Raw genomic sequence first — 12,182 nt, 5'->3', positions numbered from 1 at the left:
TCAAGGAGAGTGTATGCCTTGCAAACCGAAAGCCCAGCCGGCGGCTCTGCCGGCGATTCCGGCCGAGCTGCTTGAGCGGTTCTGCAACGGTCCGATGACGGCCGAAGCCATCAATGCCGCGACACTGGCGCTCAAGAAGGCGCTGATCGAACGGGCGTTGGGCGGCGAGATGAATCATCATCTCGGCTACCCTGCCGGTGCGGCCAAACCGACCAACGCCACGAATCAGCGCAACGGCAAAGGTGCCAAGACGGTCCGATTCGCATCGAGGTGCCGCGCGACCGCGAAGGCAGCTTCGACCCCATCCTTATTCCCAAGCACGAACGGCGCTTCACGGGCTTCGACGACAAGATCGTCGCCATGTATGCCCGGGGCATGACCGTGCGCGAGATTCAGGGCTTCCTGCTGGAACAGTACGGCACCGAGGTCTCACCCGACTTCATCAGCTCGGTCACCGACGAGGTCATGGCCGAGGTAACCGCCTGGCAGGCCCGGCCGCTTGAGCCGATGTATCCGGTGGTGTTTTTCAACGCACTGCGGGTCAAGATTCGCGAAGACGCCGTCGTGCGCAACAAGGCGGTGTACCTGGCGCTGGGCGTGCTGCCCGACGGCACGCAGGAGATCCCGGGTCTGTGGATCGAGAACACCGCGGGCGCCAAGTTCTGGATGAAGGTATTCAACGATCTGGAGACTTGCGGCGTTCACGACATCTTGATCGCCGTGACCGACGGTCTGAAGGGCATGCCCGAGGCCCTGGCAGCAGTATTTGCGGCCACGACGCTGCAAACCTGCATCGTCCATTTGATCCGCAACAGCCTGGACTACGCCAGTTGGAAGGACCGCCGAGGACTGGCCGCGGCGATCAAACCGATCTATGCCGCGCCCAGCGCGGAAGCTGCTTAGGCCGAACTCGATGCGTTTGCGAATGGCCCGTGGGGCCAGAAATTCCCGACCGTCAGTAGCGCGTGGCGCAACGCCTGGGATCGCGTGATCCCGTTCTTCGCGTTTCCGCCGGGCGGGCGCAAGATCATCTACACGACGAACGCGATTGAAAAATATCAACTCGCAGCTGCGCAAGATCATCAAGACCCGTGGTCACTTCCCGACCGATGAGGCCGCCATCAAGCTCATCTGGCCGGCCTTGCGCAACATCACCGCGAATTGGGGAAGTGCCGCGCATGACTGGAAGACCGCCATGAACCAATTCGCTATCCTTTACGCAGATCGATTCATCCGGCTTTCCGAGTAATTGCTCCACCCGCCTTGAACACGGAAATCCTGACACCCCCGCGCGCTCCTCCTAAACACCACTTGAAACCTGCATCTCACATCTATACTTTTTGCCGATTGAACTTTGGGCAAGATACTACGACTTCCGCGATCGCCACACCTACGAAGTCACCATCTTCTTCATCAGACTCCCTAGCCAAATAGACATAATATGGCGATCAGGTCCGAATCGAAATCGTACGTAATCATCTGCCCCCCTTCCCGAACCAATCAAAAAAAGAAGCGAAGATGACTCACCTTGCATCAATATCGGAAATTTTTACTAATCAACATACAATTCACGTCAATCGATACGTATCATCATCACTTCGCCTCAACTGAGCGACTGCACGCCCCATCGAAAAAGAATAACACGGAAACGCAAAGCCTCACTCTCATTCAGCAGCAAACCGACCCTACAAAGTTAGAGCATCGTAAATCAAAATCCTATCCTTTTCAGCCATTTTATATGCATGCATAACAAGAGTAAGGTCACTTTCAACGCCATCTATTATTAGATCGAGTTGCACCCTCTTACTGGACTCCGATGGCGCCCCCGGATCAATTTCATACAACTTCACGTGACTAACGATGTAGCCTCGATCAGGGACTCCAATCCTTTTTAGCGTATTCTCATCCAGAATATCCCCGCACAGATATTCCAAAATATTCCTCTTAATTCCCCCCGACTCTTTGGCATCAAAATTTCCATCCGAAACCAATTTTTCGAAAATATTTTTCGAAAAGCATTCACATATCTTGGATATCTCCAAAATCATATCATCTGTAATCCATTTGCTCACACTACCACCTCCTAGTTGAACTATTTCTATTCCCTGGCACACGAGTCGGCGTATCAGCCGTAACGCCCATATTGGAGAAATAATTGTCAGCTCGCATTACATGGCAGCGAGTTTCATCTGCAGAAAAACCAGCTCGGCGTAGCGCCCGGTATGCAACCCGACGCTCCACGACATATGTACCGTCGACACCTCTCTGACGCTGCGATTGTGTCGCAACATAATGCCCCGGCCCAACTTCGTGTGACGGCCCCGCCAATTGCACCGAAGGTGTGATCCGCACCGGGAATCGTGGAGGCCGGTTAGTTTAAGTAATGCGGGTACGTCAGCGGTAGCTCTGAATTTCACGTAGTAGTTTGCCTCAACCTCGGCGGGCGGGATATAGCCCAGCGGTTCCATCAGTCGATGATGGTTGTACCAGGCCACCCATTCCAGCGTTGCAAGTTCGACGGATTCCCTTGTTTTCCACGGGGCACGCCGATGAATCAGTTCCGTCTTGTACAGGCCGTTGATCGTTTCAGCCAGCGCGTTGTCTTAGCCGTCCCCACTCCGACGGCCGACGCTACGTTTCTCCCCGATCGTGGAGAAACGAGTAAGTACACGTTGACCGATTTTGGCGGCTGGAGCCAATCAAGATCAACGTTGAACCTTTTTGATCCAGTGCAGGATAGGCACACGGGCCGAATCTACCGAATTACACGGAGTTTGGCCTTATCGAAATGCGATGCCCCTTTCAGATCAATGTGGCCTTGTGTTGTGGGCGTAGAGAACGTTATCGAATTTTGGTTGATCTGCTTTGAAAGTTCTTGGGCCATCTCAGTTGAATCTTTCGGCCCCTGAGACGCGTAATCGTTGCAGCTAGGCAAGCATTTAGGACATTGCTTCGAAAGCCCTAACGGATCGATCCAGCCGGTCGGGTTGGGCGCATATTGATAGACGTTGAAGCCACCGTCGAGGCCGATCGGGTCTTTCGAGATGAAGCGGCCGCTGCTCGGGTCGTAGTACCGATGCCGGTTATAGTGCAGCTGGAGCGACCCCGTTTCAGCATCTCAATTGGTCCGCGAAGCGCAGTGGATTCCTGATTCCTACATTGCGAGCCGCTTTGCTGATAACCGCCCTTGCTTCACCCGCACCATGTGGCGCGGTGACTCACTCTAGATGGAATCCTGCTTGTCCCATTTACCCGTACTCCGACGCCAATCGTAGACGGCGTCAATTTTCGGCTCACCGTGCTCCATTACGAGCGCGTAACGGAGACGCTGAGCGAGTCCTCTTTCATTGAACGTCTCGATGTAGATCGTCTTACCGACTTTGCTCTCTGTATCATCCAGCACTTGCTGCTCAAACTCTGGCGGACGACCAGAAGGCAACAAATCGAGGCGACTTTGCGCCTTCGTAGCAAGCGCCTCGGCACTGAGGTGCTCCATAAAAATCTGGTTTAGCGCTTCTCTAGCATCGGTCAACATTTGCTCACGCACCGATGAGTCCTGGTTGCCTCTCAGGGCTCGTCGCTTCGCCTCAAGCGCTATCTCCCAACGCAGCATATCCGCTATAAAGGTCGTCAATCGTTCAGTGGGCGTCATTTCATCTCCAGTCATGGGCATTTGCATGGACAAGGATTCGCAAACGTCCGCGAGTGCGTAACACCATTTATCCTAGCTTGATAGAGAATTGAATCAGGTCTGGTTGAGCCAGATCCAAAGGCTCGAGCCGCAGCGCGTGAACTCGCATTATCAGGGAAGAAACGAGTAACCGCGCGTTGGTCTATTTCCGGACATCAGCGACCAGAAACAACAAGGGCCGCTTACGCGGCCCTTGTTCTTTTACTGCTCCCTTCGAAGGCTCTCGTCAATCAGGCGCAAACTCACTGTGAAGGTCGACTGCGGTATCTTCATTAAGCTCTGTTCGAACTCCGTCGTAGCCTACAGCAGTAATAATGAACCGATCCACATTTTCGTCAACGACCCTTGACCCGTCGATTACAGCAAAGAGACCAAATAATGCAACGCGAACCGATTCTGCTATCGCTTCGTCGAGTAGCCGTTGTTCATCGCTCGGTAAACGAGCCCGCCACTCCGAAACCTTGATCAGCAGATCACGAGGCCGCCGCCCCGGAGGGGCAGTAAAAGTTCTCACAAGATCACTTGTCGCCTGCTCCTGTACATGCGTCCGGATCGCAGCAACGAATTCCTCTGTATTCATGACTGAAGTCCTTTTTACGTGAATACTATTTCTTAAAAGCCTTTGGGTACATTTCCTTGTTGAGCGCAATGAGCCGTTGCAAGCACTTGTTAGAAGCGCCAGTGTGTTGTCTCAGGTCTCTGATGTCGCTAGCTAGCAAATCTCTCGCCGTTTCCGTATACGCGCCCTTACGTGTCGGAATTTGTTCATGTTCACCAGCAGGAACAGCTATGGCCGGGCCAGTCTTTGGATCGTAGCCAGCAACAACCTGGGCGGCTGGGTGTTTTTGCATCGCGTGGTGAATATCGAGGCCGTCGCCAGAAGCTGAACGCTTCTTGAGATCGTCGTACGTACCAACATCATACTTCGAGCACGGATCACAAGGGCATCGAGCCAGCCCCAGCGGGTCGATCCAGCCAGTCGGATTGGGCGCGTATTGATAGAGGTTGTTGCCGCCAGCGAGACCGATCGGGTCCTTGGACACGAAGTGCCCCGAACTCGGATCGTAGTATCTGTGTCGGTTATAGGCGAGCCCCGTCTATAAGTCGCGCTCCTTCACTCTCCCAATCGAGAAGCACATTGCCTGGGCGCAGAACACCACCCGCGTCGTAGTCGCATTGCGCCACTCGCTAGGTGCCGGTGCGCCTTTGGCTGCGGGGTGTTGAGTAATTTCCTCAAGGTGACGCGATCCGTAAACCCACCTCGTCGTATTCATAGCGCACCATCTTGCCGTCGCCCCCCGTTTGCTCGATCAAATGGTCGATCCCGTCGTACCTGATTTCCATCTCCCCCGACCTCGACAATCACATATATACCAGGAGCCGCTCGAGCGGCCTTTCGTTACTACGCTTCTGACAAGTACGCCTTCAACATTTCTAGAAGCTCAGTCTTTGAATAGACGAACTCCTCTCCAGCACTCATCCCACCAATCGTGTCGAGCAGCGTGTCGAGCCTCTTATCACCATAGCGATATGCCCTAGCATCAAGCGACTTGAGATAAACATATCGAGCACATGTTTCCGGGGCATAGGGTTGTGTTTCGATGAACTCCATTATTTCCGTGACCAAGTTCAGTTTTTCATCGCGTTGATTCATCATCAGCACCTACATGGACAATTAATTGCTCTGCCGCCCGGCGTCGCCTTCCCTTGATCTATATCTGCCTTGGTCGGCGGGTAGTGTGGTAAATCCAGAACCTCGCCATCATTCATCTTAGGATGAACGCGATTCACTGCTCCAGAATGGTCGTACGTCTCTTCCCAACTGCGGACTTGACCAGTAGCAGGATTCCATTCGGTGACGTGTGATCGTCCTCTCGTCGGCCCGGCAGTTCTGGCTAACGCTTCTTTATCGTAGTACCGGATACGTCCGTCTGGCAGCGCACGCGTTCGATCAGCCGTCGCCTGTGCTCCTTCAAGCGCTGAAAGCTTCCGACGAAGTTTTTCTGCTGGACTATCGCATCTGAGCCCCAACGGATCAACCCAACCGATGGGGTTAGGCGCGTACTGGAAAGCATTCAGCCCACCCGCAAGTCCAATTGGATCTTTGCTAATGAACCGTCCTACTTCTGGATCGTAGTACCGATACCGGTTGTAATGCAGCCCCGTCTCTTCATCGTCCTGCTGCCCCTGAAACCGCAGCGGATTCCTCGCCACGATCCCCGCCGCCTTCGACACCCGCGCGATCACTTTCCGCGCTTCCCCCCACGCCTTATACGACGCCTCCCACACGACGTCTCCATCGGCATCCGTCAACAACTGCGGCGTACCGATCTGATCACAGTGGTAATAGAACACCGCCGCATCGCCTCGACGCTCCGGCACCTTCTGCAGCGGATCTTCCTCTGGCACATAGCGGTCGGTACTCTCCCACTCCGGTGTCACGATCCCCTCAACCGGCCCCGCAACATACTGCGCCAGCGGCACGAACGTTCCCGGCTCGTACAGATAGTGCGTGCCGCGCTCGCCGTCACTCTCATACGCCAGCGTGTCACCATCCCACCCGAACACCGTCCGCTCGCCGTTCACCTCCTTCGCAATACGCCGACCGAACGGGTCATAGAAATACCGCGCCTGACTCTGCCGCGACGTCTCGGCAACCCGTGCGGACAGCAAGCGATTGAATTCATCCCACTCGTATTCCTGCTCACCCGCCGGCGTGCGCTTGCGCACCAGATTCCCGCGCGCGTCGTACTCGAAGTGCATGCCTGCATACGCCTTCAGCAGGTTACCAAGCACCTTTGGCACCCCAACCGGCAACGTGCTTTCCGGCCGCACCGGACTCGACCGGGAGGCCAGCGTTTCGGTGGACCACGGATCGATGATGTTGCTCACCGGATCAAACGCAAACCGCTCCATCGCAACCGGACTAATCGCCTCGATCAGTCGCCCGACCGGGTCATAACGATAGTCGGTCCCGCCCTTGCGGCTATCCTCGATCCACGACAATTTCCCGGCCGCGTCATAGCGATATCGCTCCTCGGCGAGCGGCGCGGGCAATGTCGATCGTCGAACAAATCTTGACGTGGTGTTCTCGCACCAGATTGCCGCAGAGCGCCATCAGCAAAGAGTCAACTACGCTCGTGCCCAAAGTGTCGCTGGGCCGGCTGTGATTCGATCTAACTCGCCGGACGGCCCATAATGGAAGTCCCACCGAGACTCGCCCGTCCATCCTTTCGAGAACGCTAGCGCAGTTTTCGGCTTTTCATCCATCGAGTATTCAAAAAGATAAATCGAAAATGCCCCACCCTCACCCACAGCGACGTAAACCTTGCGAGATTCATCGAGCGGCTTCATTCGAGCAATACCCGTCACACGAGACGCGACCTTCTCCGGATTATCAATTCCCTTATGAGTGATACTACACACATCGATTACACCATCGTCTTCGCTGTACAAATCTGCACTGAGCGCTCGAACGGTCTTTTGACCTGGCATGACTGTCACGACATGCCGTCCATTTCGGAAGCCTGCGCTGTATTTTCCTAGCCAACGTGCTTCGTCGACGTTCTCATAGCGTTTCTTGAGTAACTTTGGCGCGGAGAAACCCTGTCGCTGCTCTTCATATGGAAGACATGAAAAATAGTCACCGGACGAAAACTTCCAATCGTCTATCGAATCCCTGAGCTCAAGATATTGAGGGTAGAGATTCGTCGTGTCATACGACTCAAATTTCTCCCGAAGCATGGTCAACATATTCTCGACCACTGGCTCTTCCAATAACATTTCTTCGACTCCCTAGTCACAACAGCAATTAAACGTCCCCTTCCAACTGCCGCTTTCCATTCGTTGTCCAATATCACGAAGAGCATTTTCAACATTGCCCCCCCTTTTCTCTACGCCCTTGAGTACTTGATATATCAATTTATCATTATCTGTGCCATGAATATGTGCGCCTGCGTGGTAGGTGCCATCCGCTCGAGCAGCTACTCGTCCAGGGTGTCCCGGCACCTGGACCTGAGCATTGCCAGTACCCCACAAACGAGCACCGTTCGACGCGGAGTCGATATCAATATCATTCCGCTCCAAAATTTCGCGTGACTTCTGCACGTGGCTATTTGGGGAGCCCTTGCGGCAATTTTCCTGAACGATATGGTGCGGCGTTTGTCCAGGCTGAAGAGGTCTTCCTGCACGAGTAAGGTTTCGCCCAAGCCGGTCCGCAGTTAGACCGCGAGGATCTATGCTGTCGATTGGATTGACTGAATATTCATACCCATTTGAACCGCCCGCTAGCCCGACCGGATCCGCGGAGATGAACCGCCCAAATGTCGGATCATAGTATCGATGCCGGTTGTAGTGCAGCCCCGTCTCTTCATCGTCCTGCTGCCCCTGAAACCGCAGCGGATTCCTCGCCACGATCCCCGCCGCCTTCGACACCCGCGCGATCACTTCCCGCGCTTCCCCCCACGCCTTATACGACGCCTCCCACACGACGTCTCCATTGGCATCCGTCAACAACTGCGGCGTACCGATCTGATCACAGTGGTAATAGAACACCGCCGCATCGCCTCGACGCTCCGGCACCTTCTGCAGCGGATCTTCCTCTGGCACATAGCGGTCGGTACTCTTCCACTCCGGTGTCACGATCCCCTCAACCGGCCCCGCAACATACTGCGCCAGCGGCACGAACGTTCCCGGCTCGTACAGATAGTGCGTGCCGCGCTCGCCGTCACTCTCATACGCCAGCGTGTCGCCATCCCACCCGAACACCGTCCGCTCGCCGTTCACCTCCTTCGCAATACGCCGACCGAACGGGTCATAGAAATACCGCGCCTGACTCTGCCGCGACGTCTCGGCAACCCGTGCGGACAGCAAGCGATTGAATTCATCCCACTCGTATTCCTGCTCACCCGCCGGCGTGCGCTTGCGCACCAGATTCCCGCGCGCGTCGTACTCAAAGTGCATGCCTGCATACGCCTTCAGCAGGTTACCAAGCACCTTTGGCACCCCAACCGGCAACGTGCTGTCCGGCCGCACCGGACTCGGACGCGACGCAGACATGTCCGCAGTCCGCACCGGATCGATGATGTTGCTCGCCGGATCGAACGCAAACCGTTCCTTCGCGATGGGACTGATCGCCTCGATCAACCGTCCGACCGGATCGTATCGATAGTCGGTCCCGCCCTTGCGGCTGTCCTCGATTCGCGACAACTGCCCCACCACGTCATAGCGATACCGCCGCTCGGCAAGCGGCGCGGGCGATGTCGATCGCTGAATCGTCTGCTGCAACACGCGTCCAGCCGGATCGTAGTGCGTGCGCTGGCCGACCTTGCTCGACAGCACACGCACCGTCTCGCGATGCAAGTCATCGCGCTCGAACTGCACACGCTCCTCGCCATCGAGCAGCATCCCGTGCACATGCCCGGACCCATACATCAGCCAGTCGACCGCATGGCCGTCCGGCCGAACGGTACGCCGCCGATTGCCGAGTTCGTCGTACTCGTGATGCCATACGTAACTGCGTCGTTCGCCGAACAGGTCGTACGCATGATGTTCGCGCACGAGATTGCCGACCGGATCGAAGAAGAACTGCACGCGGCCGTATCGATTCACCGCATCGATCAACTTGCCGCTCCGATCGTAGGCAAACCGCTCTTCGCTTTCCCCCGCGACGCGCTTCAGCAGCCGACCGTTCACATCGACGTCGATCGACGTCACGCAACCCGCTTCGTCGATCGAAACGAGACTGCCGCTCTCGCTGTCGTACTGATAACGCGTCGACTTGCCGTCGAAGCCGATTTCCTCGATCAGCCGCCCTGCCGGATCGTAGTGGAACTGATACGTCGCAAAGTTGGCATCGGTCAACGCGGTCAGGCGCCCGAGGCGGTCATAGCGATACGCAACCGTCTGCCCGAGCGCATCGGCGCGGCTGGCAATGCGGCCGACCGCGTCGTAGCCATATCGCGTCGAACGATTGAGCTGATCCGTGTGACGGAGCAAGCGGCCTTCAGCATCGTATTGGACCTGCTCGACGCCAGCAGGCGAGCGAACTTCGGTCGGTTGCCCGTTCGGGCCGTACCGATAGGCCACCACGCCACCGGCCGCGTCCTTTGTCTCGATCACGCGCCCGATATCGTCATAGCGCCACTCCGTCTTCTTTCCGGAGCAGTCCGTATAGCTTGTGACCTGCCCCGCGTCGTTGTACTCGAGCGTCTTCGAACCGCCCTTCGCATCGATGATTTGCGTCGGCAAGCCCTTGTCGTTGTATTCGTACTTCGTCGAGTGTTCGAGCGGATCGATTTCCTCGACGAGGTTGCCCGCATCGTCGTACTTGCGTTGCCACACGTGCCCGTTCGGGTCGACGAGCCGGATCATCTGATCCTTGTCGTCGTACGCCATCTCGACGACGCTGCCGTCCGCCCGTTCGTGCTGAACCAGATTGCCGCGCGCGTCGTATTCGCGCCGTTCGATGCTGCCATCCTGCCGGATGTGCAGTACCAGATTGTGATGAGCATCGCGCCGGAACCACTCCTGGTTACCGTCCGGATACACGATCCGATACACGTAACCGTGGATGTTGAAGTAGTACCGCGTCATCTGTCCGAGCGCATCGGTCACGTAGGTCAGACGGATGTTCGGATTCCACGCGAGCCGGAGATCGAGACTGCCGTCGTCGGCATATTCACGAATGCACTTCGCGTTTGCGTTGTCCTCGGCATCCGCGCCATCCCATTCGAGCGTCATCCCGCGGCCCGTGCGATCGGTATAGCGCGTCACAAGGTGACGGCGATACTGATACGTCCGCGCATTGCCGTGGCGATCGACCGCGCGCACGAGATCGCCGTCGGCATCGTATTCGTAGCTCGCCAGCGTGCGACGAACACCATCCTTGAGCACGTGTTCGATCTGCACGATCCGGCCATGCCGATCGTGCTCGAACGCGAGCACATTGCCGCTCGAATCGATCAGACGCGCCAGGCGATCGAGCGCATCGTAGTCCAGCGTGATCGTGTTGCCGGCACGGTCCTTCTGCATCGCGAGACGGAACACGTCGCCGCGACGCTCGTACACATGCAGCACGGCATGGCCGTATGCGATCGTCACCCATGTATCGTCGAGCCGCGACAGCGTCAGGTTCTCCGACAGATCATCGTGCACCGCGCCGGCCGCGAGTGCCGGATACTCGATGCTGCGCCCTTCCGCATCGCGATAGATCCACTGACCGTTCTTGATGTCGATGCGCGTCGTATAGGGCGTGATCCATCGCGCACCCAGCTCACCATTGTCATAAGCCGACAGACGAGAACGATAAGTACGCTCCCAAACGAGCGGCATGGCGCCCGGCAGGTCGAAATCCACGTGGGAGAACGTTTCGTCGCCGAACGCGAAATCGATTGATGCCTCCGATGCCCCGAGCCCGCACGCCTTGCACGTGCTCCTCCCCGCCCCTTCGACCGGCGCTTGTCCGTCGACTTTCTCCAGCCCTTCCTGCTCCCGCGTCTTCTTCGCCTGGCTCTTCCCGTTCGCCTTGACGTCCGTACTCTGCTCATGAAGCTTCGCGCGCGCCTTGACGCGGCCAACGGCCTCGATCAGCTGCAAGACCAGCCACATCATCTTGCCTTCTTCGCTGCCGGCAAGCGAACGAATCGACGCCGCGATCTTCGGCGCTTCGGTCCGAAGGAACGTCACCGTGCCGCGAAACGGCTCGAGCCACGCATCCGGCGCGAGCTTCGCCACCGTGCCCGCCGTCTTGTTGACAACCTTCTTTCCCAGCGCCTTGGTCCCCTCGTACGCAAACTGGATGCCGTCGCCGACACGGCTCGGGCTGTACCACGGCCGCTCGTCCGCCATCTTCTTTGCGATCTCCTGCTGCCGCTTCAGATTCGCGTTCGCGTCGAAGAGTTGCCCGTGCAGCGCCTTGTCCATGCCGGTCGCCAGCGCGAGCATGAGCTCCTGGCACGTCGATGCGCATCCGTTGAGCAGTTCGACGAGGCCGGACTTCAGCTTGTTGAGAAAATCCTCGATCTCGGTCGCGCAAGTCGCGTTGATATGCGTGACCAGCACGGAGATGATCGCCGCGCCGAGGTTGTTGCGCGTCATCAGCAATTCGTGGCGAACGAGCGCAAGCAGCGGGCGCGCCGACATCCGGAAAGGCGCAAGCGTCGGCGGAACCGGGATGATGCCAAGCAGGTTGATCGCAAGGCTCATGTAGTCGAGCACCTGGCCGCCGCGCTTCTCGATGATCTCGGCAATATCGCCCAGCGCGTCGACCATTGCCATGATGTTGCCGATGATCGGTACCGCACCGGCAAACGTCTTCACGTCCTCGAACGTGATGTGGTTGCCGCTGATCTTGCGCAACCACGCATCGAAGCGGTTGCCGACCGCGGCGACATCCTTCGGAGAAACATCGCTGAGCCAGGTAACGGCCTGTTCCTTCTCAGCGCCCGGCGGAAGTTGTTGTGCCATGTCGTTCTTCGTTCAGTTCGTTATA

General features: G+C 57.0%; 6 protein-coding genes and 5 pseudogenes. 1 reads left to right on the top strand and 10 read right to left on the bottom strand.

Annotation, left to right across the window (positions count from 1 at the left end):
- The first annotated feature begins 81 nt into the window (after positions 1-81).
- Positions 82-1,249 (top strand): annotated as a pseudogene (locus WJ12_RS01975) (IS256 family transposase).
- 436 nt (positions 1,250-1,685) lie between these two features.
- On the opposite strand, the gene WJ12_RS35725 reads toward WJ12_RS01975, so the two are convergent.
- The 10 genes and pseudogenes from WJ12_RS35725 to WJ12_RS01955 form a co-directional block, all read right to left on the bottom strand.
- The gene (locus WJ12_RS35725; RefSeq protein ID WP_156444765.1) at positions 1,686-2,072 is read right to left on the bottom strand and encodes a hypothetical protein; all 387 of its coding nucleotides are present in this window, start codon (positions 2,070-2,072) and stop codon (positions 1,686-1,688) included.
- Between the two features lie 345 nt (positions 2,073-2,417).
- A pseudogene (locus WJ12_RS34210) lies at positions 2,418-2,603 on the bottom strand (integrase core domain-containing protein); the annotation flags it as partial.
- A gap of 338 nt (positions 2,604-2,941) precedes the next feature.
- Positions 2,942-3,197 (bottom strand): annotated as a pseudogene (locus WJ12_RS37165) (RHS repeat-associated core domain-containing protein); the annotation flags it as partial.
- 26 nt (positions 3,198-3,223) lie between these two features.
- A complete protein-coding gene (locus tag WJ12_RS01970; protein WP_167361862.1) occupies positions 3,224-3,652 on the bottom strand; it encodes an NTF2 fold immunity protein in 429 nt (142 codons plus the stop codon).
- 265 nt (positions 3,653-3,917) lie between these two features.
- Positions 3,918-4,271 carry a hypothetical protein gene (locus tag WJ12_RS35720; RefSeq protein WP_156444766.1) on the bottom strand — a complete coding sequence of 118 codons (354 nt, stop codon included), beginning with the start codon at positions 4,269-4,271 and terminating at the stop codon, positions 3,918-3,920.
- A 366-nt stretch (positions 4,272-4,637) separates the two neighbouring features.
- Positions 4,638-4,788: pseudogene (locus tag WJ12_RS37160) on the bottom strand (RHS repeat-associated core domain-containing protein); the annotation flags it as partial.
- A gap of 305 nt (positions 4,789-5,093) precedes the next feature.
- Positions 5,094-5,345, bottom strand: a complete 252-nt coding sequence (locus WJ12_RS01965) for a hypothetical protein (protein ID WP_059557545.1) — start codon at positions 5,343-5,345, stop codon at positions 5,094-5,096.
- A 2-nt stretch (positions 5,346-5,347) separates the two neighbouring features.
- A pseudogene (locus tag WJ12_RS01960) lies at positions 5,348-6,763 on the bottom strand (RHS repeat-associated core domain-containing protein); the annotation flags it as partial.
- 60 nt (positions 6,764-6,823) lie between these two features.
- Complete coding sequence (locus WJ12_RS35710; RefSeq protein ID WP_154233824.1) at positions 6,824-7,474, bottom strand: hypothetical protein; 651 nt, start codon at positions 7,472-7,474, stop codon at positions 6,824-6,826.
- A 12-nt stretch (positions 7,475-7,486) separates the two neighbouring features.
- Positions 7,487-12,157 (bottom strand): RHS repeat-associated core domain-containing protein, encoded by a 4,671-nt coding sequence (locus WJ12_RS01955; protein ID WP_082744682.1) that lies wholly within the window; start codon positions 12,155-12,157, stop codon positions 7,487-7,489.
- Between the last annotated feature and the right edge of the window lie 25 nt (positions 12,158-12,182).

The organism is Burkholderia seminalis (assembly GCF_001718535.1).
Lineage (GTDB): Bacteria > Pseudomonadota > Gammaproteobacteria > Burkholderiales > Burkholderiaceae > Burkholderia > Burkholderia seminalis.
This window is presented reverse-complemented; position numbering and strand designations above follow the sequence as displayed.

Bases quoted from the DNA above. Each gene is read 5' to 3' on its own strand.
- WJ12_RS01970 (WP_167361862.1), bottom strand. From the start codon at position 3,652: ATGACGCCCACTGAACGATTGACGACCTTTATAGCGGATATGCTGCGT.
- WJ12_RS35720 (WP_156444766.1), bottom strand. From the start codon at position 4,271: ATGAATACAGAGGAATTCGTTGCTGCGATCCGGACGCATGTACAGGAG.
- WJ12_RS01965 (WP_059557545.1), bottom strand. From the start codon at position 5,345: ATGAATCAACGCGATGAAAAACTGAACTTGGTCACGGAAATAATGGAG.
- WJ12_RS35710 (WP_154233824.1), bottom strand. From the start codon at position 7,474: ATGTTATTGGAAGAGCCAGTGGTCGAGAATATGTTGACCATGCTTCGG.
- WJ12_RS01955 (WP_082744682.1), bottom strand. From the start codon at position 12,157: ATGGCACAACAACTTCCGCCGGGCGCTGAGAAGGAACAGGCCGTTACC.